Origin of the sequence: Pseudomonas iranensis, from assembly GCF_014268585.2 — a bacterium.
In the GTDB taxonomy this organism is placed as follows: Bacteria; Pseudomonadota; Gammaproteobacteria; order Pseudomonadales; family Pseudomonadaceae; genus Aquipseudomonas; species Aquipseudomonas iranensis.
The window spans coordinates 5951429-5977771 of the sequence record NZ_CP077092.1 but is presented as its reverse complement, the minus strand read 5'-3'; the positions used below and the strand labels follow the sequence as shown (position 1 = coordinate 5977771).

The 26343-nt window shown below is 60.7% G+C and carries 24 protein-coding genes; 18 read left to right on the top strand and 6 right to left on the bottom strand.

Translation table 11 applies throughout. The annotated features are described in order from the left end of the window. Nucleotides 1-141: 141 nt before the first annotated feature. The 8 genes from HU724_RS27005 to HU724_RS26970 all read left to right on the top strand — a co-directional run bounded on the left by HU724_RS27005 (nucleotide 142) and on the right by HU724_RS26970 (nucleotide 7418). Nucleotides 142-1500, top strand: a complete 1359-nt coding sequence (locus tag HU724_RS27005) for an OprD family porin (protein ID WP_186569742.1) — start codon at nucleotides 142-144, stop codon at nucleotides 1498-1500. Nucleotides 1501-1792: 292 nt separating this feature from the next. Next, entirely contained in the window at nucleotides 1793-2431 is a 639-nt protein-coding gene (locus HU724_RS27000) for a peroxiredoxin (RefSeq protein WP_186569741.1), read from the top strand. A 315-nt stretch (nucleotides 2432-2746) separates the two neighbouring features. Beyond that, a complete protein-coding gene (gene ssuE / locus HU724_RS26995; RefSeq protein ID WP_041476877.1) occupies nucleotides 2747-3340 on the top strand; it encodes an NADPH-dependent FMN reductase in 594 nt (197 codons plus the stop codon). An 89-nt stretch (nucleotides 3341-3429) separates the two neighbouring features. After that, entirely contained in the window at nucleotides 3430-4404 is a 975-nt protein-coding gene (locus HU724_RS26990; protein ID WP_041476876.1) for a sulfonate ABC transporter substrate-binding protein, read from the top strand. Nucleotides 4405-4429: 25 nt separating this feature from the next. Beyond that, on the top strand, nucleotides 4430-5578 hold the full coding sequence (gene ssuD, locus HU724_RS26985) for an FMNH2-dependent alkanesulfonate monooxygenase (RefSeq protein ID WP_133335804.1): 1149 nt from the start codon (nucleotides 4430-4432) through the stop codon (nucleotides 5576-5578). 9 nt (nucleotides 5579-5587) lie between these two features. Continuing rightward, nucleotides 5588-6370 carry an aliphatic sulfonate ABC transporter permease SsuC gene (ssuC, locus tag HU724_RS26980; protein ID WP_027610511.1) on the top strand — a complete coding sequence of 261 codons (783 nt, stop codon included), beginning with the start codon at nucleotides 5588-5590 and terminating at the stop codon, nucleotides 6368-6370. Next, the gene (ssuB, locus tag HU724_RS26975) at nucleotides 6367-7173 is read left to right on the top strand and encodes an aliphatic sulfonates ABC transporter ATP-binding protein (RefSeq protein ID WP_186569740.1); all 807 of its coding nucleotides are present in this window, start codon (nucleotides 6367-6369) and stop codon (nucleotides 7171-7173) included. The genes ssuC and ssuB overlap by 4 nt, the downstream gene beginning before the upstream one ends. Nucleotides 7174-7202: 29 nt before the next feature. Then, a complete protein-coding gene (locus HU724_RS26970) occupies nucleotides 7203-7418 on the top strand; it encodes a TOBE domain-containing protein (RefSeq protein WP_003229256.1) in 216 nt (71 codons plus the stop codon). Nucleotides 7419-7579: 161 nt separating this feature from the next. Here the strand turns inward: HU724_RS26970 and HU724_RS26965 are convergent, their stop codons facing one another. Further along, nucleotides 7580-8212, bottom strand: a complete 633-nt coding sequence (locus HU724_RS26965) for a TetR/AcrR family transcriptional regulator (protein ID WP_041476873.1) — start codon at nucleotides 8210-8212, stop codon at nucleotides 7580-7582. Nucleotides 8213-8510: 298 nt separating this feature from the next. Continuing rightward, nucleotides 8511-9887, bottom strand: a complete 1377-nt coding sequence (locus HU724_RS26960; protein ID WP_039757469.1) for a glutamine synthetase family protein — start codon at nucleotides 9885-9887, stop codon at nucleotides 8511-8513. Nucleotides 9888-10165: 278 nt separating this feature from the next. Here HU724_RS26960 and HU724_RS28090 point away from each other — a divergent pair, with 278 nt between their 5' ends. From HU724_RS28090 to HU724_RS26920, 8 genes are all read left to right on the top strand, one after another. Further along, nucleotides 10166-10522, top strand: coding sequence for a glutamine amidotransferase (locus tag HU724_RS28090; protein WP_186569739.1), 357 nt, complete (start codon nucleotides 10166-10168; stop codon nucleotides 10520-10522). A 93-nt stretch (nucleotides 10523-10615) separates the two neighbouring features. Beyond that, nucleotides 10616-11974 (top strand): glutamine synthetase family protein, encoded by a 1359-nt coding sequence (locus HU724_RS26950; protein WP_016772658.1) that lies wholly within the window; start codon nucleotides 10616-10618, stop codon nucleotides 11972-11974. A 56-nt stretch (nucleotides 11975-12030) separates the two neighbouring features. Continuing rightward, complete coding sequence (locus HU724_RS26945; protein WP_016772659.1) at nucleotides 12031-13395, top strand: aspartate aminotransferase family protein; 1365 nt, start codon at nucleotides 12031-12033, stop codon at nucleotides 13393-13395. 171 nt (nucleotides 13396-13566) lie between these two features. After that, a complete protein-coding gene (locus HU724_RS26940; RefSeq protein WP_016772660.1) occupies nucleotides 13567-14679 on the top strand; it encodes a polyamine ABC transporter substrate-binding protein in 1113 nt (370 codons plus the stop codon). A 186-nt stretch (nucleotides 14680-14865) separates the two neighbouring features. Beyond that, a complete protein-coding gene (locus HU724_RS26935) occupies nucleotides 14866-15963 on the top strand; it encodes a polyamine ABC transporter substrate-binding protein (RefSeq protein WP_038860901.1) in 1098 nt (365 codons plus the stop codon). 63 nt (nucleotides 15964-16026) lie between these two features. Then, nucleotides 16027-17169, top strand: a complete 1143-nt coding sequence (locus HU724_RS26930; RefSeq protein ID WP_016772662.1) for an ABC transporter ATP-binding protein — start codon at nucleotides 16027-16029, stop codon at nucleotides 17167-17169. A 35-nt stretch (nucleotides 17170-17204) separates the two neighbouring features. Then, nucleotides 17205-18086: an ABC transporter permease subunit gene (locus HU724_RS26925; RefSeq protein WP_217847196.1), complete on the top strand. Its 882-nt coding sequence runs from the start codon at nucleotides 17205-17207 to the stop codon at nucleotides 18084-18086. Further along, nucleotides 18083-18973, top strand: a complete 891-nt coding sequence (locus HU724_RS26920; protein WP_122748323.1) for an ABC transporter permease subunit — start codon at nucleotides 18083-18085, stop codon at nucleotides 18971-18973. The genes HU724_RS26925 and HU724_RS26920 overlap by 4 nt, the downstream gene beginning before the upstream one ends. A 176-nt stretch (nucleotides 18974-19149) precedes the next feature. Here HU724_RS26920 and HU724_RS26915 read toward each other — a convergent pair whose 3' ends face one another. Continuing rightward, nucleotides 19150-19791 carry an HD domain-containing protein gene (locus HU724_RS26915; protein ID WP_186569349.1) on the bottom strand — a complete coding sequence of 214 codons (642 nt, stop codon included), beginning with the start codon at nucleotides 19789-19791 and terminating at the stop codon, nucleotides 19150-19152. 312 nt (nucleotides 19792-20103) lie between these two features. Here HU724_RS26915 and HU724_RS26910 point away from each other — a divergent pair, with 312 nt between their 5' ends. After that, entirely contained in the window at nucleotides 20104-21069 is a 966-nt protein-coding gene (locus HU724_RS26910; RefSeq protein ID WP_186569348.1) for a GlxA family transcriptional regulator, read from the top strand. 201 nt (nucleotides 21070-21270) lie between these two features. Here the strand turns inward: HU724_RS26910 and HU724_RS26905 are convergent, their stop codons facing one another. Then, nucleotides 21271-23679 carry a penicillin acylase family protein gene (locus tag HU724_RS26905; RefSeq protein ID WP_186569347.1) on the bottom strand — a complete coding sequence of 803 codons (2409 nt, stop codon included), beginning with the start codon at nucleotides 23677-23679 and terminating at the stop codon, nucleotides 21271-21273. 102 nt (nucleotides 23680-23781) lie between these two features. Further along, entirely contained in the window at nucleotides 23782-24360 is a 579-nt protein-coding gene (locus HU724_RS26900) for a DUF6436 domain-containing protein (protein ID WP_186569346.1), read from the bottom strand. 99 nt (nucleotides 24361-24459) lie between these two features. On the opposite strand from HU724_RS26900, the gene bipL reads away from it, so the two are divergent. Beyond that, complete coding sequence (bipL, locus tag HU724_RS26895) at nucleotides 24460-25407, top strand: phospholipase BipL (protein WP_186569345.1); 948 nt, start codon at nucleotides 24460-24462, stop codon at nucleotides 25405-25407. A gap of 104 nt (nucleotides 25408-25511) precedes the next feature. On the opposite strand, the gene HU724_RS26890 is transcribed toward bipL, so the two are convergent. Beyond that, a complete protein-coding gene (locus HU724_RS26890) occupies nucleotides 25512-26243 on the bottom strand; it encodes a DUF2059 domain-containing protein (RefSeq protein WP_123441772.1) in 732 nt (243 codons plus the stop codon). Nucleotides 26244-26343: the final 100 nt, after the last annotated feature.

Sequence of the window (26343 nt, the reverse complement as noted above, 5' to 3'; positions counted from 1 at the left end):
TGGCGATTAGACGATGGTCGTAGACACACAAGGTTACGATTGACTTGGCAGTCACGGTCTGGCGCTAATCGCGCATCTTAGGATTCAGGGCAAATCGACCCCGAACCAGGAACACAAGAATTAGAACGAGAGGAGCGATACATGAACAAGTCCACCTTGGCCCTGGCTGTGGCCGTTGGGGTTATGGCGCAGCAGGCAAGCGCCGCCGGTTTCATCGAAGACAGCAAGGCTACTCTGGGTCTGCGCAACTTCTACATCAACACTGATAACCGTAACGGCACTGCCGAACCAAGTCGCAACGAAGAATGGGGCCAAGGCTTCGATCTGCGTTTCATTTCCGGTTACACCCAAGGCACTGTCGGCTTCGGTATCGATGCCATCGGCCTGCTGGGCGTACGTCTGGATTCGGGCGGCGGCACCAACGGCAACGTTAACGGTGATGGCACCCCTGGCAGTGCCTACGGCGGCACTGTTTTCCCAAGCGAATCCAACGGTCAGGCGGTTGATAACTTCTCCAGCCTGGGTCTGACGGCGAAAGCCAAGATTTCCCAGACCGAACTGAAGCTGGGTACCTTGCAGCCGAAGAACCCGGTCATCGTCACCAACGACGGTCGTCTGCTGCCACAAACCTGGCAGGGTGGCCAGATCACTTCCGGCGAGATCAAGGACCTGACTCTGGTCGGTGGCCAGATCGAACACGTGAAAGGTCGTAACTCCAGCAACAATGAGCAGCTGTCGATCGGTGGCGCAACTGCGCGCACCACAAACAGCAACAAGTTCATCTACGCGGGTGGTGACTACAAAATCACCAAGGATCTGACGGCCCAGTACTACTACGGCAACCTGGAAAACTTCTACAAGCAACACTTCCTGGGTCTGGTGCATAACTGGTCGATTGGCCCAGGTGTGTTGAAGTCCGACTTCCGGTACTTCAACAGCTCCGATGACGGCCGCAATGGCAACGATTCGGACTACTTCAGCAACGGTGCGTACGGCAACAGTACGCTGGGTAACGGCAAAGGCAAGGTCGACAACAACCTGTACAGCGGCTTGTTCCTTTACACCGTTGCCGGTCACACCTTTGGTGGCGGCTATCAGGTGAGTAATGGCAGCAGCGACTTCCCTTGGCTGAACCAGGGTGACGGCTCGTCTAACTACACCATCACGGACATGCAGATCCAGAAGTTCAACCGTGCCGGCGAGCGCACTTGGCAAGCACGCTACTCCTACGACTTCGCCAAGGTTGGCGTGCCTGGCCTGACCGCTGGCATGGTTTATCTGCGTGGTGACAACGTTGATACCTACGCTCGTGGCGTCCAGACCTCGAATGGCGCTTCCGAGTGGGAACGTGATTTGACCGTGGCGTACGTTGTTCCGGAAGGCCCGTTGAAAAACGTTGGCGTGATGTGGAAAAACGCTACCTGGCGCACCGACATCGCCGGTCAACGCGACCAGGACGAAAACCGCCTGATCCTCAGCTACTCGATCCCGCTGTTGTAATAGCGCTCGAGCAACTGAAGCAAAAAAAGCCCCGTCCGGCATCGCGCCGGACGGGGCTTTTGCGTTTTCGAGTCAGGCTCACCCCCGTAAGCCCTTCTCGATTTCCCTCTTTGCTGCAACTCAAGGCCTTCTCGAACCTTGCAACCGATGTTCGTCGCGATGCCGGCCGGTGTCCAATGAACAGATCTTTAATATTCTCTAATCATCTAAATATCTAGTTATTTATTCTTTTTCACGCTGACCGATCACAAGCTACAGTTGTTGTCTCCCATCCCTCATCAGGAGCAGCACCATGAGCCTCAGACTCGGCGACATCGCCCCCGATTTCGAACAAGACTCCAGCGCCGGCAAGATTCGTTTTCACGAATGGCTGGGCGATACCTGGGGCGTGCTGTTCTCCCACCCGGCGGACTTCACCCCGGTGTGCACCACCGAGCTGGGCTTCACCGCCAAGCTCAAGGATGAGTTCAGCAAACGCGGCGTCAAAGCCATCGCGCTGTCGGTCGACCCGGTGGACTCGCATCACAAGTGGATCGAAGACATCAACGAAACCCAGAACACCATCGTCAATTTCCCGATCCTGGCCGATGCCGATCGCAAGGTCTCCGATCTCTACGACCTGATCCACCCGAATGCCAATGACACCCTGACCGTACGTTCACTGTTCGTCATCGATCCGAACAAGAAGATCCGCCTGACCATTACCTACCCGGCGAGCACCGGGCGCAATTTCCACGAGATCCTGCGGGTGATCGACTCGCTGCAGCTCACCGACAATTACAAGGTGGCCACCCCGGCCAACTGGCAGGACGGTGAAGAGGTGGTGATCGTGCCGTCGCTCAAGGATGAGGACGAGATCAAGCAGCGCTTCCCGAAAGGCTATCGCGCGGTGAAGCCGTACCTGCGCCTGACGCCGCAGCCGAATAAATAAGATTTGCGGTGTAGTCACCGCCGCTTTCGCGAGCAGGCTCGCTCCCACATTTGCAATGCATTCCCCTGTGGGAGCGAGCCTGCTCGCGAAGGCGTCAGCCCAGGCACTTGAGAATCCAGAATCACAACGCAGGGGAATTTCGGCCGTTTCGACGGCCTTTTTTTTCGCCTAGATTCTGCTTTTCTTCATATTTCTTAAACGCATAACCAAATGAATAAATATGATTTATGGATATATAAATCAGCTGGTAAGGTCACTGCCATTGAAGCGAGATCGCAGCCTGCGAATCGCCTGTAACGCTTAAAGGAATCTGCAATGCTGGTCGTCTCACTCGGTGGCAGCCCCAGCCTGCGCTCCCGTTCCGGGGTGCTGCTGGAGCGCTCGCAACGCTGGTTGCAACAGCAAGGGGTGGAAGTGGTGAGTTATCAGGTGCGGGACTTCCCGGCCGAGGATCTGCTCCACGCGCGCTTCGACAGCCCGAAGGTCCTCGACCTGCTGCAACAGATCGCAAACGCCGATGGCCTGCTGATCGCCACGCCGGTGTACAAGGCCTCGTTTTCCGGAGCGCTGAAGACCCTGCTGGATCTGCTCCCCGAGCGTGCCTTGAATCACAAGATTGTCTTGCCGATGGCTACCGGCGGCAGCATTGCCCACATGCTGGTAGTCGATTACGCGCTCAAGCCTGTGCTGTCGGCACTCAAGGCCCAGGAAATGCTTCAGGGCATTTTCGCCGAGGACAGCCAGATCGCTTACGGCGAAGGCAGTGCCGCCGCGCAACTGGCGCCGGCCCTGGAGCAACGCTTGCACGAGGCCCTGGACCAGTTCATCGGCGCCATGGCGCGCCGGCCGAAACCGCTGGAGCCGGGCCTGTTGAACGAACGTTTGTTGAGTGCTCGCTGGAGCATTTAAGTCCCATCGAAATTTGAAGTACTGGCCTTACTCGCCCGCCAACGGGCAAGCAGGTGCAGCCAAAACCCAACAGCAAAAAGGAGAGCGCTATGCGCACTGTATTTTTGCGTCGTGGTCTGGTCGCTCTGTTTGCTGCGGCTGTCACCTTCGGCGCCATCACCCAAGCTCAAGCCGAGACATTGCGGATCGGTTATCAGAAGTACGGCACACTGGTGCTGCTCAAAGCCAAGGGCACGCTGGAAAAACGCCTCGCCGCGCAAGGCGTCGACGTGCAATGGACTGAGTTTCCCGGCGGCCCGCAGCTGCTCGAAGGCCTCAACGTCGGCTCGATCGATTTCGGCGTGACCGGCGAAACCCCGCCGGTTTTCGCCCAGGCCGCTGGCGCGGATCTGCTCTACGTCGCCTATGAACCGCCAGCGCCGAACAGCGAAGCGATCCTCGTGCCGAAGGACTCGCCGATCAAATCGGTGGCCGATCTCAAAGGCAAGAAAGTCGCCCTGAACAAAGGCTCCAACGTGCACTACCTGCTGGTGCGCGCGCTGGAAGACGCCGGCCTCAAGTACAGCGATATTCAGACCGTGTTCCTGCCACCGGCCGATGCCCGCGCTGCGTTCGAACGTGGCAGTGTCGACGCCTGGGTCATCTGGGATCCGTACCAGGCCGCTGCCGAGAAACAACTGCAAGCGCACACCCTGCGTGACGGTAAAGGCATCGTCGACAACCACCAGTTCTATCTGGCGACCAAACCGTATGCGCAGAAAAATCCTGAGGTGATCAAAACCCTCGTCGAAGAAGTGCGCGCGGTTGGCGAATGGTCGAAAGCCAATCCCGAAGACGTGACGCAACAGGTCGCGCCACTGCTTGGCCTGCCGGCGGACATCACCCTGACCTCGGTGAAACGCCAGGGCTACGGCGCGCTGTTCCTGACCCCGGAAGTGGTCGCCGCGCAACAGAAAATCGCCGACACGTTCTTCCAGCTCAAGCTGATTCCCAAGCCGTTGAGCATCAAGGATGTGATCTGGACCCCGCCGGCCGCTGTGGCCCAAAGCTCCCAAGCCCAGTAATTCGAATCCACAAGGAGACCACTCCATGAGCCTCAATATCTTCTGGTTCCTGCCGACCCACGGCGACGGCCATTACCTTGGCACCGCCGAAGGCGCCCGCGCGGTTGATCACGGTTACCTGCAACAGGTCGCGCAAGCGGCGGATCGCCTGGGTTTTGGCGGGGTGCTGATTCCGACCGGGCGTTCCTGCGAAGACTCATGGCTGGTGGCGGCCTCGCTGATTCCAGTGACCCAGCGTCTGAAATTCCTCGTTGCCCTGCGCCCCGGGATCATCTCCCCGACGGTCGCCGCGCGGCAGGCAGCCACGCTGGATCGTTTGTCCGGCGGGCGTGCATTGTTCAATCTGGTCACCGGTGGCGACCCGGAAGAACTGGCCGGTGACGGTCTGTTCCTCAACCATGAAGAACGCTATCAGGCCTCGGTGGAATTCACCCGCATCTGGCGCCGCGTGCTGGAAGGCGAAACCGTCGATTACGACGGCGAGCACATTAGCGTGAAGGGCGCCAAGCTGCTCTATCCGCCGATCCAGCAACCGCGTCCGCCGCTGTATTTCGGTGGCTCCTCGGAAGCGGCGCAGGATCTGGCCGCCGAGCAGGTGGAGATGGTGCTGACCTGGGGCGAGCCGCCGGCAGCGGTGGCCGAGAAGATCGCACAAGTGCGCGCCAAAGCCGCCAGGCTCGGCCGCACCGTGCGCTTCGGCATTCGCCTGCATGTGATCGTCCGTGAAACCAACGCCGAAGCCTGGCAGGCGGCGGACCGGCTGATCTCGCATCTGGACGACGACACCATCCAGCGTGCCCAGGCTTCGTTGGCGCGTTTCGATTCGGTCGGCCAGCAACGCATGGCCGCGCTGCACGGCGGTAGCCGCGACAATCTGGAAGTCAGCCCGAACCTGTGGGCCGGCGTCGGGCTGGTGCGCGGCGGTGCCGGCACGGCGCTGGTCGGCGATGGCCCGACCGTGGCGGCGCGGGTCAAGGAATACGCCGATCTGGGCATCGATACCTTCATCTTCTCCGGTTATCCACACCTCGAAGAATCGTATCGGGTGGCCGAGCTGCTGTTCCCGCACCTCGACGTTGAACGCCCGGAACTGCCGAAGAGCGCCGGTTATGTCAGCCCGTTCGGCGAGATGGTCGCTAACGACATCCTGCCCAAAGCCGCATCGCAGAGCTGAGGCGCGGCCATGAACAAATTTATCCACAGCCTCGCGCCTTGGGCGTTGCCGGTGTTGCTGCTGGCGGTGTGGCAGCTGTCGGTGTCGGCGGGCTGGTTGTCGACACGGATTCTGCCGGCACCGGTGGCGGTGATCGAGGCCGGCGTCAGTCTGGTACGCAGCGGCGAGATCTGGACGCACCTGGCGATCAGCGGCTGGCGCGCGGCACTCGGTTTTACCATCGGCGGCAGCATTGGTCTGGTGCTGGGTTTCATCACCGGCCTGTCAAAATGGGGCGAGCGCCTGCTCGACAGCTCGGTACAGATGATCCGCAACGTGCCGCATCTGGCGCTGATTCCGCTGGTGATCCTGTGGTTCGGCATTGACGAATCAGCGAAGATTTTCCTTGTGGCGCTGGGCACCTTGTTTCCGATTTACCTGAACACGTATCACGGCATCCGCAACGTCGACCCGGCGCTGGTGGAGATGGCGCGCAGTTATGGTCTGAGCGGTTTCAGCCTGTTCTGGCAGGTGATTCTGCCGGGTGCGTTGCCGTCGATTCTGGTCGGCGTGCGCTTCGCTTTGGGCTTCATGTGGCTGACGCTGATCGTCGCTGAAACCATCTCGGCCAGCTCCGGCATCGGCTATCTGGCGATGAACGCTCGAGAGTTCTTGCAGACCGACGTGGTGGTGCTGGCGATCCTGCTTTACGCGGTGCTCGGCAAACTCGCCGACCTCGCCGCCCGTGGACTTGAACGTGTGTGGCTGCGCTGGCACCCGGCCTATCAGGTTGCCAAGGGAGGTGCGGCATGACCGCTCAACAACCTCCACGCCTGTTGCGCGGGATTCCGCTGGCGGTGCGCAACCTGCAGAAAACCTTCGGCGCGCGCCAGGTGCTGCGCGACATCGATCTGCACATTCCGGCGGGGCAGTTTGTCGCCGTGGTCGGGCGCAGCGGTTGTGGCAAGAGCACGTTCTTGCGCTTGCTCGCCGGCCTCGATCAACCCACTGGCGGCGAGCTGCTGGCCGGCTCCGCGCCGCTCAGCCAGGCGCGCGACGATACGCGGCTGATGTTTCAGGAAGCGCGACTGCTGCCGTGGAAAAAGATCATCGACAACGTTGGCCTTGGCCTCAAGGGCAACTGGCGCCAGCAAGCGCTGGATGCACTGGAAGCCGTGGGGCTGGCTGATCGCGCCAATGAGTGGCCGGCAGCATTGTCCGGTGGCCAAAAGCAGCGCGTCGCGCTGGCCCGGGCGCTGATTCACCAGCCGCGTCTGCTGCTGCTCGACGAACCGCTCGGCGCACTGGATGCCCTGACCCGCATCGAGATGCAGCAACTGATCGAACGGCTGTGGCAGCAACACGGTTTTACCGTGCTGCTGGTGACCCATGACGTTAGTGAAGCGGTGGCGATCGCTGATCGGGTGATTCTGATCGAGGGCGGCGAAGTCGGCCTCGACCTGCACGTCGAACTGCCGCGCCCCAGGGTGCGTGGCTCGCATCGCCTCGCCGCACTGGAAACCGAAGTGCTCAACCGTGTTCTGTCCCTGCCCGGCGAACCGCCGGCGCCGGAACCCGTTTCACCCCTGCCTACGCAATTGCGCTGGGCGCAATAACACCTTTATCAACGACAGGAATCAATGCCATGACTATCAAAGCCATCAACGTGCGCAACCAGTTCAAAGGCTCGATCAAGGAAATCGTCCTCGGCGACGTGCTGTCGGAAATCGACGTGCAGACCGCTTCGGGCATCGTCACTTCGGTGATCACTACCCGCTCTGTGAAAGAGCTGGAGCTGGTGGTCGGCAGTGAGGTGATCGCCTTTGTGAAATCCACCGAGGTGTCGATCGCCAAGTTGTGAGCCGGTGAACAAAAAACAACCTCGGAGGGTGTGAGCCCTGCGGGGTTTTTTGTGCCTGCCGCGGATTCGGCGGCGCGGCTTTCGCGAGCAGGCTCGCTCCCACAGGGGAACGCATTTCAAATGTGGGAGCGAGCCTGCTCGCGAAAGGGCCGGTGCATGCGCTAGAGATTTCTTTTGGGTAAATATGGCGGAAGGTACAACCCGATATAGGCATCAAACACGCGCATCCCTTCCTCGGCCATGCGCGGGGTGATCTGCCCGTGCTGCTGCACCGATCGCGCATACACGCGATCGCCGAGCTCCATCGCCAGGGCAAACACATCGACATCGTCCGGCAGCCTCGGCAATTCGAAATGCTGGTCGAACAGCTTGTGCATCAGGTCGCCCAGTTCCAGATCGTGCTGGCGGTCGGCCTGGGTCACTTCGGTCAGGCCGTGTTGCGCCAGGATCAATTGCCGTGCGGCGGCGTCTTCGTCGTAGATCTCCAGCATGCGTTGTTCGACCAGTCGCGACAGATCTCGCCAGTCGCGTAACGCGTCATGATCGATCGGCGCTTGCAGGCAGGCGCGGAAGGCTGCGTGGACATCAGCGGTCAGGGCTTCAAGCAGCGCCGGGACGCTGGCGAAGAAGTGATACACGGAGGAGGGCGGAATCTGCGCGCGCTCGGCGACGCTGTAGATCGACAGACTGGCCACGCCCTCGGCCGCCAGCAGCGTGCGCGCGGCATCGAGGATCGAATCGATCCGCGCCTGACTGCGGGCACGGGGTTTGCGGACGGTGGCGGGTCGCGTCATGAAAGTCTCCTGCGGGGCAGCGGGCATTGTACGAGGCGGTTCAGGTGTTGTCTGCCAGTACCCTGTGGCGAAGGGATTTAGCGAAACGTCGCACCGCCCCGTCCGGCTGCGCAGCAGTCGTAAACCCTGAGAGCCGGGTATCCTGACACACCGAGTGGGATGGATTTGGGGCTGCTTCGCAACCGAACGGGGCGGTGCGACGTTTCGCTAAATCCCCTCGCCACAGGTTTTATGTTCGGCCATAAAAAAACGCCGCTGGCTGAATCAGCCAACGGCGTTTTTTGAAGCTGCAAACCGTTTAAACGGTATGCAGATACCAGTTGTACTCAAGGTCGGAGATGGAGTGTTCGAACTCCTCCAGCTCGCTTTCCTTGCAGGCGACGAAGATATCGATGTACTTCGGATCGATGTACTTGGCCATCACCTCGCTGTCGTCCAGCTCGCGCAGGGCATCGCGCAAGTTGTTCGGCAGGCTCTGTTCGTTCTGCTCGTAGCTGTTGCCTTCGACAGGCGCGCCCGGTTCGATCTGGTTGACCAGGCCGTGGTGCACGCCGGCCAGTACCGAAGCCATCAGCAGGTACGGGTTGGCGTCAGCACCGGCCACACGGTGCTCGATACGTACCGCATCGGCAGAACCGGTTGGTACGCGAATCGCCACGGTGCGGTTGTCCAGGCCCCAGCACGGCGAGTTCGGTACGTAGAACTGCGCGCCGAAGCGACGGTAGGAGTTGACGTTCGGGCAGAGGAAAGCCATCTGCGCCGGCAGGGTCTCGAGCACACCGCCGATCGCGTGACGCAGCGCGGCGTTCTGCTCGGGATCCTCGCTGGCAAAAATGTTTTTGCCGGCTTTGTCCAGAATCGAAATGTGTACGTGCAGACCATTGCCCGCCTGGCCCGGATACGGCTTGGCCATGAAGGTGGTGTCCATTTCATGGTCGTAGGCGATGTTCTTGATCAGACGCTTGAGCAGGACGGCGTAGTCGCAGGCCTTGATCGGGTCGGCGACGTGGTGCAGGTTCACTTCGAACTGCGCCGGGGCACTTTCCTTGACGATCGCGTCGGCCGGGATGCCTTGCTCTTTGGCACCTTCCAGAATGTCCTGGAGGCAATCGACGTATTCGTCGAGGTCGTCGATCAGGTAGACCTGCGTCGAGTGCGGGCGTTTGCCGGAGATCGGCGAGCGTGGCGGCTGCGGACGGCCGTTCACGTTTTCCTGGTCGATCAGGTAGAACTCGAGTTCGAAGGCGGCGCAGATGGTCAGGCCGAGCTCGTCGAACTTGGTCACCACCTGGCGCAGCACTTCACGGGGGTCGGCGAAGAACGGATCGCCTTCGAGTTCGTGCATGGTCATCAACAGCTGCGCGGTCGGGCGCTTCTGCCATGGCTCGTTGCACAGGGTATCGGGGATCGGATAGCAGATGCGATCGGCGTCGCCGATGTCCAGGCCCAGACCGGTGCTTTCCACCGTGGAGCCGTTGATATCCAGAGCAAATAGAGAGGCCGGCAGGTTGATGCCTTTCTCGTAAACCTTGTGGAGGCTGGTGCGTTCGATGCGCTTGCCGCGCACCACACCATTCATATCCGCAATCAGAAGGTCAACGTACAGAACCTCAGGATGTTCCTTAAGGAACGCGTTCGCTTCGTTAAGCTGAACGGCACGCGGGGGTACCGACATGATGCAACACCTTTGTTGTTAAAAATATCAATCATTGATCTTTTCTGGTTTCAGTCAACCCGAACGGCCTGCCGAAGTCAAGCGAGGCCTTTTTTGCCCCGAAAAAGCGCTTTGAGGGCATTTATGGGGCACTTTGGGGCAATTTTTCCAACCTTGAACGTTGCTCAGCTGCGGGCTTGAGCAGGCCGTGTTGTATTTTTTACGGGGGTGTTGTGTAAAAAAATGAACAAGGCTAAGCTCCGGTCAAACCCATAACAGCAATAATACCGGGGTGCTTCATGTCTCGCCTGCCGTTAATCGGCATCACCGACTGCTCGCAACAGTCCGGTCTGGATGCTCATCACATCAGTGGCGATCAATCCGTCCGTAGCGCAGCCAGCAAGGCGCGCAGCCTGTCGACGACACGCTCGTCAACATCCGGCAAAACGGCAGCGTCCGATATTCTGGACGTCGGGCACAGCATCCGCTTTATGGCGTCTCCTTTCACTATAGAACTCTTTCCCTCTCAAAGCCCGTGCCGCACTCAGCGTCATGCTTGTGATTCTGCACGTTTGCAAAGTGCACGGGAAATGCAACGCCAGCGTCAAGGGCAGGTAAGCTCCTCTTTCATTGTCTATGCGCGGTGCCAGGCGTAAGCCGGCACTGCGCGAGCAAGCCCCCTTTAACGCGACGCCGCAAGCGTCAAAATTGCCTGACATCGCGTCAGGAGACTCAGCCCAGAGGCATTTATGAGTAACAACCTCGACCAGCTCACCGATTGGTTGAAAGACCGCAAGATCACAGAAGTCGAATGCATGATCGGCGACTTGACCGGCATTACCCGGGGCAAGATTTCGCCGACCAACAAGTTCATCGCCGAGAAAGGCATGCGTCTGCCGGAGAGCGTGCTGCTGCAGACCGTGACCGGCGACTACGTCGAAGACGACATCTATTACGAACTGCTCGACCCGGCCGACATCGACATGATCTGCCGCCCCGACCAGAACGCCGTGTACCTGGTGCCGTGGGCCATCGAGCCGACCGCGCAGGTGATCCACGACACCTACGACAAGCAAGGCAACCCGATCGAGCTGTCGCCACGCAACGTCCTCAAGAAAGTCTTGAAGCTGTATGCCGACAAGGGCTGGCAGCCGATCGTGGCGCCGGAAATGGAGTTCTACCTGACCAAGCGCAGCGACGACCCCGACTATCCGTTGCAGCCGCCGATCGGCCGCTCGGGCCGTCCGGAAATCGGCCGGCAGTCGTTCTCCATTGAAGCGGCGAACGAATTCGACCCGCTGTTCGAAGATGTCTACGACTGGTGCGAATTGCAGGAGTTGGACCTCGACACGCTGATCCACGAAGACGGCACAGCGCAGATGGAAATCAACTTCCGTCACGGTGACGCCCTGTCGCTGGCCGATCAGATTCTGGTGTTCAAGCGCACCATGCGCGAAGCCGCGCTCAAGCACGACGTGGCGGCGACGTTCATGGCCAAGCCGATGACCGGCGAGCCTGGCAGCGCCATGCACCTGCACCAGAGCATCATCGACATTCAGACCGGCAAGAACGTCTTCTCCAACGAAGACGGGACCATGAGCCAGTTGTTCCTGCACCACATCGGTGGGTTGCAGAAGCTGATCCCCGAGCTGTTGCCGCTGTTCGCGCCGAACGTCAACTCGTTCCGCCGCTTCCTCCCGGACACATCGGCACCGGTGAACGTCGAGTGGGGCGAAGAGAACCGTACCGTCGGCCTGCGCGTACCGGATGCCGGCCCGCAGAACCGCCGCGTGGAAAACCGTCTGCCGGGCGCCGACGCCAACCCGTACCTGGCGATCGCCGCGAGCCTGCTCTGCGGTTACATCGGCATGGTCGAGGGCCTGAACCCGAGCGCGCCAGTGGTCGGCCGTGGTTACGAGCGCCGCAACCTGCGCCTGCCGCTGACCATCGAAGACGCGCTGGAGCGTATGGAAAACAGCGCGACCATCGAGAAGTACCTCGGCAAAACCTTCATCACCGGCTACGTCGCGGTCAAGCGGGCCGAGCATGAAAACTTCAAGCGCGTGATCAGTTCCTGGGAGCGTGAGTACCTGCTCTTCGCCGTCTGATGCGCCGGGCGCGGCGGCCAGCCGTCGCGCCTTCACCGATAACAAGGAGAATTGGCATGACCAGCAACAACCCGCAAACCCGTGAGTGGCAAGCGCTGAGCAGCGATCACCACCTGGCCCCGTTCAGCGACTTCAAGCAACTGAAAGAAAAGGGCCCGCGGATCATCACCAACGCCAAGGGCGTTTATCTGTGGGACAGCGAAGGCAACAAGATCCTCGACGGCATGGCCGGCCTCTGGTGCGTGGCGATCGGTTACGGTCGCGATGAGCTGGCCGATGCCGCCGCGAAACAGATGCGCGAACTGCCTTACTACAACCTGTTCTTCCAGACCGCACACCCGCCGGCGCTGGAACTGGCCAAGGCGATTGCCGACGTGGCGCCGGAAGGCATGAACCACGTGTTCTTCACCGGTTCCGGCTCCGAAGGCAACGACACCATGCTGCGCATGGTCCGTCATTACTGGGCGATCAAAGGCCAGCCGAACAAGAAAGTCATCATCAGCCGCAAGAACGGTTATCACGGTTCTACCGTGGCCGGCGCGAGCCTCGGCGGCATGACCTATATGCACGAGCAGGGCGACCTGCCGATTCCGGGCATCGTCCACATCGCGCAGCCGTACTGGTTCGCCGAAGGCGGTGACATGTCGCCGGAAGAGTTCGGCATCTGGGCGGCGAATCAGCTCGAAGAAAAGATTCTCGAAGTCGGCGTCGACAACGTCGGTGCCTTTATTGCCGAGCCGATCCAGGGTGCCGGCGGCGTGATCATCCCGCCCGATACCTACTGGCCGCGCATCAAGGAAATCCTCGCCAAGTACGACATCCTCTTTGTTGCCGACGAAGTGATCTGCGGCTTCGGCCGTACCGGTGAGTGGTTCGGTAGCGATTTCTACGACCTCAAGCCGCACATGATGACCATCGCCAAAGGTCTGACCTCCGGCTACATCCCGATGGGCGGGTTGATCGTGCGTGATTCGGTGGTGGCCGTGCTCAATGAAGGCGGCGATTTCAACCACGGCTTCACTTACTCCGGCCACCCGGTGGCAGCCGCGGTGGGCCTGGAAAACATCCGCATCCTGCGCGACGAAAAAATTATCGAGAACGCCCACAACGAAACGGCACCGTATTTGCAGAAACGTCTGCGCGAGCTGAACGATCACCCGTTGGTGGGTGAAGTTCGCGGCGTCGGTCTGCTGGGGGCGATCGAGCTGGTGCAGGACAAGGCCACGCGCAAGCGTTACGAAGGCAAGGGCGTGGGCATGATCTGCCGGCAGTTCTGCTTCGACAACGGCCTGATCATGCGCGCGGTGGGCGACACCATGATCATCGCGCCGCCGCTGGTGATCAGCAAAGCCGAGATCGATGAGCTGGTTACAAAAGCACGCAAGTGTCTGGACCTGACCCTCGGTGCGCTACAGGCCTAGGTGCTAGGCTTTGGGCGGGGGAGCTGCGGCGCACTCGCTCAAAGCTGTCAGAAAGGCTGGTCTTTTGTTGAAAGACCGCCTCGGATCTTGCCAGACTAGCCGCGGTTCCAGTTGTCCGGGTTCGGCCGCTGAACAAAGTGGTTCAAAAAAGAAAAATTTGGAGCATGACGCATGAAGGCATTAGGTAAAAAGCTAGCTGGCAAGACTCTGCTCGCGCTGTCCATGGCGGGCATGATGGCGGGTGCGGTGCACGCGGACGACAAAGTACTGCACGTCTACAACTGGTCCGACTACATCGCGCCGGACACCGTGGCCAACTTCGAAAAAGCCACCGGGATCAAAGTCGTCTACGACGTCTTCGACAGTAACGAAACCCTGGAAGCCAAGCTGCTGGCCGGCAAGTCCGGTTACGATATCGTGGTGCCTTCCAACAATTTCCTCGCCAAGCAGATCAAGGCCGGGGTTTACCAGGAGCTGGACAAGTCCAAGCTGCCGAACTGGAAAAACCTCGACGAAGACCTGCTCAAGGCCGTTGGCGATGCCAGCGACCAGGGCAACAAGCACGCCTTCCCGTACATGTGGGGCTCGATCGGCATCGGCTACAACCCGGCCAAGGTCAAGGCTGCGCTGGGTATCGACAAGATCGATTCGTGGGACGTGGTGTTCAAGCCGGAAAACATCGAGAAACTCAAAAGCTGCGGCGTGAGCTTCCTCGATGCGCCGACCGAAATGATTCCGGCGGCATTGCACTATCTGGGCAAGCCGACCAACAGCAAGGACAAGGCTGACCTGAAAGCCGCCGAAGACCTGTTCCTGAAGATCCGTCCTTCGGTCGCCTACTTCCACTCTTCCAAGTACATCTCCGACCTGGCCAACGGCAACATCTGCGTCGCCGTCGGTTACTCGGGTGACCTGGAGCAATCCAAGACCCGCGCTCAGGAAGCCGGTGACAAGGTCAAGCTGGCCTACACCATTCCGAAAGAAGGCGCCGGTACTTTCTACGACATGGTCGCCATTCCCAAGGATGCCGAAAACGTCGAAGCCGCCTACAAGTTCATGAACTACCTGATGGAGCCGCAAGTGATGGCCGGCATCACCAACGCCGTGCGTTTCCCGAACGGCAACAAGGCGGCGACGCCTATGGTGGACAAGGACATCACCAGCGACCCGAGCATCTATCCTTCGGCTGAAGTGAAGAAACAGCTCTATGCGATCAGCGATCTGGACGCCGCCACACTGCGTCTGATCACCCGCAGCTGGACCAAGATCAAATCGGGCAAATAAGCCGGTTTGTCGCCACAACCGCTGGCCGTCGTCGTCGCGACGGCGGCCAGCGGATAATTAAATGACAGAAAGTTTTGCTGGATCGGTTTTTCGAGGGTAAGTTGCGCGCCGGTTTTGTTGTCGGGCAGCCATGGCTGTCATGCAGCGCGGGGCAACTTGGGCCCAATCCATTTAGAGGACCTCCACTTGCCTGTATTTTCTTCTTTGCGCAAAGCCCTGCTGGCCGCTGCCGGCCTGACAATCGCTGTCGGAGCCCAGGCCGCCGGTACGGTGCATATTTATAACTGGTCCGATTACATCGGCGAATCGACCCTGGCCGACTTCGAGAAAGAGACCGGGATCAAACCGGTCTACGACGTTTTCGACTCCAACGAAACCCTGGAAGGCAAGCTGCTCGCCGGGCGTACCGGTTACGACGTGGTCGTGCCGTCGAACCACTTCCTCGGCAAGCAGATCAAGGCGGGCGCGTTCCAGAAGCTCGACAAGGCGCAACTGCCGAATTATTCCAACCTCGACCCGGTGCTGCTCAAGCGCCTGGAGCAGAACGATCCCGGCAACCTCTACGCCGTGCCGTATCTGTGGGGCACCAACGGCATTGGCTACAACGTCGACAAAGTCAAAGCCGTGCTCGGTATCGACAAGATCGATTCCTGGGCCGTGCTGTTCGAGCCGGAAAACATCAAGAAGCTGCACAGCTGCGGTGTCGCGTTCCTCGATTCGGCTGATGAAATGATGCCGACCATGCTCAATTACCTGGGCCTGAACGCCAACAGCACCAACACCAAGGACTACGAAAAGGCCACCGCCAAGCTGCTCGCGGTGCGTCCCTACGTGACCTATTTCCATTCCTCGAAGTACATCGGCGATCTGGCCAACGGCGACATCTGCGTGGCCATCGGTTTCTCCGGCGACATCTTCCAAGCGAAGAACCGTGCCGAGGAAGCCAAGAAGGGCGTCAACATCGCCTATTCGATTCCGAAAGAGGGCGGTGCGCTGTGGTTCGACATGCTGGCGATCCCCAAGGATTCGTCCAACGTCAAAGAGGCCCACGCCTTCATCAATTATTTGCTGAAACCTGAGGTGATCGCCCAGGTCAGTGATTACGTCGGTTACGCCAACCCCAATCCGGGTTCGGACAAGCTGATGGAACAATCCATTCGCACCGATGAAGCGGTTTACCCACCGCAAGCAGTCCTCGACAAGACCTACGTGTCGACCGAGTTGCCAGCCAATATTCAGCGTTTGATGACCCGCAGCTGGACCAAGGTCAAGTCGGGCAAATAACGCACAAACTATCCAGGGTTCGTCTTGCGGGGCGAACTGCTGCTTCTGTTGGGAGTTTCGTAAATGGCAGTTGCCTCCGGCGCCTACAAGAAAGCCCTCGAGGGCGACCAGACACCAAAACAGGTGCTGGTCAAAATCGACCGGGTCACGAAGAAGTTCGACGAGACGATTGCCGTGGACGACGTGTCCCTGGAAATCAAGAAGGGCGAAATTTTTGCTCTGCTCGGCGGTTCGGGATCGGGCAAATCCACCTTGCTACGGATGCTTGCAGGCTTCGAACGGCCCACGGAAGGGCGGATTTTCCTCGACGGCGTCGACATCACCGACATGCCGCCGTACGACCGTCCGATCAACATGATGTTTCAGTCCTACGCACTGTTCCCGCACATGACCGTGGCGCAGAACATTGCCTTCGGCCTGCAGCAGGACAAGATTCCCAAGGCTGAAATCGACGCCCGCGTGGCCGAGATGCTCAAGCTGGTGCAGATGAGCCAGTACGCCAAGCGCAAGCCGCATCAACTGTCCGGCGGTCAGCGCCAGCGTGTGGCCCTGGCCCGTTCGCTGGCCAAGCGCCCGAAGCTGTTGCTGCTCGACGAACCGATGGGCGCACTGGACAAGAAACTGCGTTCGCAGATGCAACTGGAACTGGTGGAAATCATCGAGCGCGTCGGTGTGACCTGCGTGATGGTGACCCACGACCAGGAAGAGGCCATGACCATGGCCGAGCGCATCGCGATCATGCACCTCGGTTGGATCGCGCAAATCGGCAGTCCGATCGACATCTACGAAACCCCGACCAGCCGTCTGGTCTGCGAATTCATCGGCAACGTCAACATCTTCGAAGGCGAAGTGATCGACGACGCCGAAGGCCACGCGACCATCACCTGCAAGGACCTCGACCGGCAGATCTACGTCGGCCACGGCATCAGCACCTCGGTGCAGGACAAGTCGGTCACCTACGCGATTCGTCCGGAGAAGCTGCTGGTCACCGCCGACATGCCGACCTGCGAGTACAACTGGTCGAGCGGCAAGGTCCACGACATCGCTTATCTGGGCGGACACTCGGTGTTCTACGTCGAATTGCCGAGCGGCAAACTGGTGCAGTCGTTCGTCGCCAACGCCGAACGTCGCGGCGCGCGTCCGACCTGGGGCGATCAGGTCTACGTGTGGTGGGAAGACGATAGCGGCGTGGTGCTTCGCTCATGAACATGCGCAAATTCAAACGCCGTATAAACCGAATCATCCCCAATGGCCGGCAGATGGTCATCGGGGTGCCGTTCATCTGGCTGTTCCTGTTCTTCATGCTGCCGTTCTTCATCGTCCTGAAGATCAGCTTCGCCGAAGCCGACGTGGCGATCCCGCCTTACACCGAGATCTACACCTACGCCGAGCAGAGGCTGCAAGTGCTGCTGAACCTGGGCAACTACGCGTTACTTGGTGACGACGAGCTGTACATCGCGGCCTATCTTGGCTCGCTGAAAATGGCTTTTATCAGCACCGTGCTCTGCCTGCTGATCGGTTACCCGATGGCCTACGCCATCGCCAGCGCGCGCAAAGAGCTGCAAACGGTGCTGGTGCTGCTGATCATGATGCCGACCTGGACGGCGATCCTGATCCGCGTCTACGCGTGGATGGGCATCCTCAGCAACAACGGCCTGCTCAACGGCTTCCTGATGAGCATGGGCCTGATCGACGAGCCGCTGCAGATTCTCAACACCAACCTCGCCGTGTACATCGGCGTGGTCTATTCGTACCTGCCGTTCATGATCCTGCCGCTGTATGCCAACCTGGTCAAACATGACCAGAGCCTGCTGGAAGCCGCGTCGGACCTGGGTTCGAGCACCTTCAACAGCTTCTGGAAAATCACCATTCCGCTGTCCAAGAACGGCATCATTGCCGGCTGCATGCTGGTGTTCATTCCGGTGGTCGGCGAGTTCGTGATTCCGGAGCTGCTTGGCGGTCCGGAAACCCTGATGATCGGTAAGGTGCTCTGGCAAGAATTCTTCAACAACCGTGACTGGCCGGTGGCGTCCGCGCTGGCGGTGGTGATGCTGGCGATCCTGATTGTGCCGATCATTCTGTTCAACCGCAGTCAGGCCAAGGAAATGGAGGGTAAAGAATGAAGCGCTTCCGTTTCTCCAGCCTGATGCTGGTACTGGGGCTGATTTTTATCTATCTGCCGATGCTGATCCTGGTGATCTACTCGTTCAACGCCTCGAAACTGGTGACGGTGTGGGGCGGCTGGTCGATCAAGTGGTACGTCGGCCTGCTCGACAACTCGCAACTGATGGGCTCGGTGCTGCGCTCGCTGGAAATCGCCTGCTACACCGCGGTTGCTGCGGTGGCACTGGGTACCCTGGCCGCGTTCGTGCTGACGCGCATCACCCACTTCAAGGGCCGCACGCTGTTTGGCGGCCTGGTGACTGCGCCACTGGTGATGCCGGAAGTGATCACCGGTCTGTCGCTGTTGCTGCTGTTCGTGGCCATGGCGCAGATGATCGGCTGGCCGCAGGAGCGCGGCATCGTCACCATCTGGATCGCCCACACCACGTTCTGCGCGGCGTATGTGGCGGTGGTGGTGTCGGCGCGCTTGCGTGAGCTGGACCTGTCGATCGAAGAGGCGGCGATGGACCTGGGCGCGCGGCCGTGGAAGGTGTTCTTCCTGATCACCATCCCGATGATCGCGCCGTCGCTGGCGGCGGGCGGGATGATGTCGTTCGCGCTGTCGCTGGATGACCTGGTGCTGGCGAGCTTCGTGTCCGGCCCGGGTTCGACGACGCTGCCGATGGAAGTGTTCTCGGCCGTGCGCCTGGGTGTGAAACCGGAAATCAACGCCGTGGCCAGCCTGATTCTGCTGGCGGTGTCGCTGGTGACCTTCCTCGTCTGGTTCTTCAGCCGCCGCGCCGAAGAAGCCCGCAAGAAAGCCATCCAGCAAGCCATCGAAGAAAGCGCGGCTGATTCGTGGAAGCAACCGGACGCACGTCGCGCGCCTGCGCCACAGACTGTGTGAGCCGGCGGGTTGGTTTCATTCCCGAGGCCAACCCAAATCAAAATGTGGGAGCGGGCTTTTGTGGTGAGGGGATTTATCCCCGATGGACTGCGCAGCAGGCCTTTTTTTTTGAGGGTCGCTTCGCAACCCAGCGGGGATAAATCCCCTCGCCACAGGGCCCAGTTCCAAATCTGGTTTTAAGCAATCCAGGGAGACTGGCGGATGACCTCGACGAAATTCATCGGTTTGAACCCCGGCTCCTGATCCACCAGCACATCAGTCTTCACATTGCCAAACGTCGTCTGCGGGCGATGGCGCAAGCCATCGGCGAACGCGCAGATGATGCATTCCTTGAAACCCTCCCCACGCGGATGCGCATGCACCACGGCTTCGCGCTGCACGCTGCTGAACGCCGCGTAATCGATGCCCAGCACATCCATCTCCACCCCGGCGGTCACCAGTGCTACGGTCGGGCGCAGATGCCTGGGCACGCCCGGCGTGGTGTGCAACGCGATCGACAGCCAGACTTGCTCGATGTCGTCGTCGCTCAGCCCGTACGGCTTGAGAAAGGCTGCGGCGGCATTTGCGCCGTCCACTTCGAAGCGCTCGTCATCGCTGCGATGGCCTGCGACCAGACCAAGGTCGTGGAACATTGCGCCGACGTACAGCAGCTCCGGGTTATAGGCCAATTGCTGGCGCTCGCCGCTCAAGGCGCCGAACAGAAACACCCGGCGCGAGTGGTGATAAAGCAGGTCGGATTCGATGTCGCGAATGTACTCGGTGGTGGCCCGGGCGAGGGCGCTGTCAGGGATCTTGATGCCGGCGATGGTGCTGGTCATAACGGTTTCCTCGTCGAAAACGCCGTCGTGGCGCTGCTGGGAAAAGTCTGTTCCCCGCGCGCCAAGCGAACAATCGAGTCATGGCTGCGATCCTTGCCAATCCGCCTGCAAATCGTGCCAAGCTCACTTGTCGGGTGTGGGACCGGCAAGGGTGGCTCGATCAACAAGCCCGGCACGGCCCATGTGGGAGCGAGCCTGCTCGCGAAGGCAGTGTGTCATTCGACAGCTATGTTGCGGGTGATGGCCTCTTCGCGAGCAGGCTCGCTCCCACAGGTTTGTGTGTTTGTCACAGGTATTGAGGACGTTTGAGCCATGAACAAATCCGTCGCCATTGTGGTGTTCCCCGGCGTGCAGTCACTGGACGTCAGCGGCCCCATGGACGTGTTCGCCGAAGCCAACCGCTTTCTTGCGCCGCAAGATCACTATCGCTTGCAAGTGATCGGCGTCGAGCACGGGCCGATGGCCTGTTCCAACGGAATGAGCCTGAACGCTCACTGCCACTTCAGCGAAGCAACGGATAGCCCCGACCTGTTGCTGGTCGCCGGCGGCCCGCAATTGCCATTCATGGATTTCGGCCCGACGTTCGACGCCTGGCTGCGCGATGCCTGTGGCCGCGCCCGGCGTTTCGGCTCGATCTGCAATGGCGCGTTCATGCTCGCCCGCGCCGGTTTGCTCGAGGGGCGCACTGTCACCACGCACTGGAACGATGCCGGGGCGTTGGCGCATTTGTGCCCGACCACGCGGGTCGAGGCGGATCGCCTGTATGTCGAGGACGGCACGCTCTACACCTCGGCCGGAGTTACGGCGGGCATCGATCTGTCGCTGTACCTGCTGGCGCGCGACCACGGTGCCGAGGTGGCGCTGAGTGTGGCGAAACGGCTGGTGGTGTTCACCCAGCGCTCGGGCGGGCAATCACAGTTCAGCCCGTTCCTCACGCCGCATGCCGAGCCGACGTCAGCGGTGGCGTTGGTGCAGTTGTATGTGCAGGCCAATCTCACTGGCGATCTGACGATCGCCGATCTGGCCAATGCGGCGAACATGAGTGCGCGCAATTTCTCCCGGGTGTTTGCGCGGGAAGCGAAAGTGACCCCGGCGGAGTTTGTCGAACGGGCGCGGGTGGATGCGGCGCGGGTCATGCTGGAAAGCACCACGGCGCCGCTGAAGACCGTGGCCTATCAGTGCGGGTTTCGTGATGCGCAGCATATGCGCAGTGTGTTCAACCGCAGATTAGGCGTGACGCCGCAGCAGTTTCGGCTGAATTTTGCGCTGAATGTTTGATCCGGGCTTGAGCTCGAAAGCCCTCACCCCAGCCCTCTCCCAGAGGGAGAGGGAGCCGACTGCAGTGTCTGGCGTGTTACATCGACCTGAAAGACCTTATCGATTATGGATTCGGCGCCAATCTTTCACGTCGGCGTTTCTCATGAATATCCCCCAATCGGTCCCCTCTCCCTCTGGGAGAGGGCTAGGGTGAGGGGCTCTTCAGGGCTTGCGCGCAGGCAACAGCTTCAACGTACTGCGCGTATTCGCCAGCACCTCTTCCTCACTGAAATGCGCCTGCACATAAATCCCCTCCACATACGCCTCGGCCTGGTCGTCATAGTGAGTGTCCAAAGGCACGCCACTCTGGCCGACCGGGTTGATCGTCAGGCCATGCACCGGATCGGCGAAATCCACCAGACGTCGCGTCGACGGTCCATAGGTCACCGGCCATGGCGCCGGGCCGATCTTCGCCGAGAGGTTGTTCGGCACTTCGTGGCTGCCCGGCGCTGCGAACGGGCCGACGTTGAACAGGCGATCCAGCGGCTTCTGCTGCCCCAGCGGATGGCCGTGGGTGAGGGTGTGCGCCGCGCCCCACTGCCAACTGGCCACGTTATCGCCGAGGGTCAGTTTCAGATGCGCCATGCTTGCCGCCCACGCCGTGCGCACGACATCGGCGCGGGTTTCTTTGGCTGGCGTGCTGCGATTGTCCCACCACGGTGAATCCGCCTTGGCCGCCAGGCGTGGCAGCGCCGAATCGATCACCCGCGTCGACAGCAGTGTTTCGAAGAAGTCATTGCCCAACTCATCGCGCATCGCCGCATCGGCAAGGTCGTAGAGGAACTGGTTGAACACCGTCGCGCTGATCGAATTCAGCGGATAGTCGCCAGGCCACTGCGCCAGTTGCTCGACCAGTTTCAGTTGCGCCGGATCACTGACCACCTCACGCAACACCGGCAACAGCGGCGCCAACAGGCGCGGGCCGTAACCGGTCGCCGTGCCCAGTTGTAGTTGCTGGTTGGCCTCGTTGCTCCACTTCACCCGGTTGTTGCTGAGCTGACGGTCAAGCTGCTGACCGCGATCGGCGAGGTTGTAATAACCGGGAATCTCCATGCCGGTCGGCGACACGGGCTGGAAGTTGGCCGAGACGATATAGCCGCGCGCCGGGTTCTCTTCCTGCGGGTTGGCGCTGAACGGATAGTAGCCGTCCTTGTCCGCCTCGGGCGTGCTGCCGTCGAGGATGAAGCCCGGTTGCACCCCGGCCGGACGTTTGGGCAGCAGGGCCGAGGCCCACCAGGCGATATCGCCTTTGGCGTTGGCGTACACCAGATTCAGACCCGGCGCCTGCACCTTGGCCGCTGCCGCGCGGGCCTTGGCCAAGGTGTCGGCGCGGTTGAGCTGGTAGAAGCCGTCGAGGATTGGGTTGGGTGTTTCGAGGAAGGCCCACCACATCGCAACCGGGGTCTTGCCGGCAGCACTGCCGAGGGCGTCGTTGACGATTGGCCCATGCGGGGACTGGCGCAAGGTGAGAGTCACCGGCGCCTGACCCTTTACATTGATCTGTTGTTCGCTGACGAGCATCTCGGTCCACTGGCCGCGATACCAGACCTGATTGGGGTTGTCCGGGTTGACCTTCTCGGCGATGAGATCGAGATCGTCGTTCTGGAACATGGTCAGGCTCCAGCCGAAATCGAGGTTGTGCCCCAGAAACGCGAACGGCACCAGTGCCTGATGATGGCCGTACAATTCGAAACCCGGCGCCGACAGCTGCGCCTCGTACCACACCGACGGCACCGAAAAGCGGATATGCGGATCGCCGGCCAGCAACGGCTTGCCACTCCGGCTGCGGCTGCCGGCAATCACCCAGGCGTTGCTGCCTTCGAACTGCGGCAGGCCGTTGTCGAGCAGCGCCTGTTCGCTGAGGCGGGCGAGGGCGGTGAGGTCCTGCCAGTCGCCGGCGGCGAGGGCCGGCGCGTGCCTGGCGTGATCGGTGGCCAGAACGCCTTTGGCCTGCCAGTCCAGATCGAAGACATTGAGGTAATCGGCGCCGAGCTGATCGCGTACGTAGGTCAGCAGCGGCTCGGTGCGAAACGCGGCGGCAAAGCTGTAGGCCATGTAACCGGCGACGCTGATGCTGTCTTCGGCAGTGAACGGCCGCTTGGGGATGCCCAGCACGTCGAACTCGATCGGCGCGGCGTGGCTGCTCTGATATTGGTTGATGCCGTCCAGATAGGCTTGCAGGCCCTTCCACGCCGGCGACTGCTTGTCGAGGCTGGCGACGTAACTGGCCGCACGCTCGCGGATGCGCAGGCTGCGAAACAGTTTGTCGGTGTCGAGCAGTTTCGGCCCGAGCACTTCGGCCAGCTCGCCCCGGGCGAGGCGGCGCATGGCTTCCATCTGGAACAGACGATCCTGCGCGTGCACATAACCGAGGGCGCGATAGAGGTCGGTTTCGTTCTCGGCGCGGATATGCGGCACACCGCGCTCGTCATAGCGCACGGTCACCGAGCCTTGCAGGTTGCGCAGCTCGACCTGGCCCTGGCGCGTCGGCTGCTTGCTGTAGATATACCCGCCAGCGGCGCCGAGCAGGACGACGATGAGCAAGGCAACGACGATCAACGCACGCTTCATGGTGACTCCTTGTGCAGGCGGGAAGGCCGCCCGTCGGGCTGCAAACATTTAGCACAGAGCATCTGTGCGGTGCAGCGCTGTCCTTGAAAAGTCCGGAATGCCTTACTTCGCGTCCGCCGGCCACCGGCAATAACACCCCACCGCCAGCGTATGCGTGGCATTGACCGGGCGATCTTCCGTCAGGGCATGCAGGATCGGTTCGATAAAGCTGTTGCTCGAGTTGCAGGTCAAGCCTTCGCTGTACGGGCCGAAGTAGGCCAATTTGCCGTTGCGATCCCAGATCGCCACAGCGGGGCTGGCGGGGATCTGTTCCGCGCCGGGCAGGACGATGATGGTTTTCAGGCTGGCGAGGGTGGCGGGTAACTGGCCGTGGCTGCCGGGCTTTTGCACGGCGAAGAACTCCACGCCGCGAGGGCCGAACTGTTCGACCATCTCGCTCAGGTGCTGTTGATTCCCGACGTTGCATGGGCAGGCCGGGTCCCAGAAGTGCACCAGGCGGATATTGCCCGGCCCGGCGAGGTTGTCCGGCAGGCGCAGCGGATCGCCGGAAAACACGGCGGTGTGTTCGCTGAACGCGCGAAGGTAGCGGCCCTGAAACCAGTCATATGCCGCCCACAGCACCCCGGCGCAGATCAGCGCGAGCAGGCTGGCGAACAGTGCGGTGCGGTAGGGCGAACGCATGGTTTTCGATCCTCGAAAGGCCGGCTAGCTTGCCATGTCTGCCTCTACAGATGAATATCGCAGGCCGATAAAGTCCGTTTACCGCTTTGGAATGTCCGCATGCCTGATACTTTCGACCCCGATCATTTACGCGCGAGCCTCAAGCCATTGGCCGAGTGGCAGCCGTTATCGGATGAGGCGAAGGCTTATCAGCGCTTCTACAAGACCGACTTTGCCGAGCGCGATGTCTGGCGCGGCATGGGCCGTTTCGAGGTCGATGGCTACGAGCTGGTCAGCCATTGCTGGTGGCCGGAGAAGGTCAAGGCGACGTTGTTTCTGCTGCACGGTTACTACGATCACATCGGCCTGTACCGGCATCTGATCGAGTGGGCGCTGGATCAGGATTTCGCCGTGATTGCCTGCGACTTGCCGGGCCATGGTCTGTCGAGCGGGCCACGGGCAAGCATTCGTGATTTCTCTGAATACCAGGACGTGTTGCAGGCGCTGTTTGCTGAAGCGAACTCGATCGCGCTGCCGCAGCCTTGGCATTTGTGCGGGCAAAGCACCGGTGGCGCGATTGTCGTCGATCACCTGCTCAACCATGGCGAGAACAGCCCGGCGCAGGGGCAGGTGATTCTGCTGGCGCCATTGGTAAGGCCGAGGGCGTGGGCCTGGTCGCAGTTGAGTTATTACCTGCTGCGGCCGTTTGTACGCGGGGTCGCGCGACGCTTCAGCGAGAACTCCAACGATCCGGATTTCCTGCCGTTTCTGCAGGCCGATCCGTTACAGCCAAGGCGCCTGCCGACCAAATGGGTGGGCGCGCTGTCGCGCTGGATCATCCGCGTCGAGCACGCGAAAAAAAGTCCGCGACGGCCGCTGATCATTCAGGGGCAGGCGGACATGACTGTCGACTGGCAGCACAATTTGCAGGTGTTGAAATGGAAGTTCGACCGGCCGCAGATTCTGCTTCTGGCCGAGGCACGGCATCACCTGGCCAATGAAACGGCGGAGATGCGTGAGGAGTATTTCGAATTCTTGAGCAAGCGGATCAGGGGCAGGAATCTGTAGTGCCTGGGAGGGCCTCTTCGCGAGCAGGCTCGCTCCCACAGGGGAATGCGTTACAACTGTGGGAGCGAGCCTGCTCGCGAATGCGATCTTTCAGGTAACGAACATCACTGGCCGACCGCCAACCCCGCCCGAATCGCCGCCAGTGCCGCCTGGTAGTAAGCCTTGCCCTCGGTCGACTCGGCAAACGTCGCAAATTCTTCGAGCTCCTCATCCGACAAGTCGCGATACACGTAAAGCAACGTGTTGTTCAGATCGGCGCCGATCTGATCCATCAGCCGCTGGCGCTGACCGTTCAACATGCCCTGCGCCTGTCCACCGCCGAGCAGTCCCGGGATCATCGAACTCAAGCTGTCCGCCGCTACGCCGGCAATCGCCAGGCTGACCTCGGCGCCCGCCTCACGGGCTGGCAGGGCCTGGGCGAGATGGCCGATGATCAGCAAGCGACTGTCGCTGGCCTGCATCTTCGGCAGGCCCTGAGCATTTTTTGCCAGTTGATCGCGACGGGTTGCGAGTAATTCGGCGGCGACGATTTTCTTGCCCAGCGGTGACTGGAAGAAGGTCAGCGCCGGTTTAGGGTCGGCGAGTTTCTGCCGCAGTTGCGCTTCGGCACGCTGATCCATGGCCTGCGCGGCAAAGCGTTGATTGCTGTTGTTGACCAGCGCCTGAAATACCGCAGGCGGCAGGCTGTTCTGATAGCGCTGCTGGGCGGCGCTCAGGGCATCGTTGAAATGCGCGCGTTGTTCTGGCCAGCCGGCGACCTTGTACAACTGATCAAAGCCGTCCGCCCAGGCGGGCAATACGCAGAACATCAACAGTGAAAAAAGCAAACGGCGCATAGGGACTCCTGTCAGCAGCGGACTATTGTCCGTGCGGTGCCGGTACTTGTCGAGAATTCGTAGCAAGGCGCTGCGTGGCTCTGTCGGATTTATCGCCGTC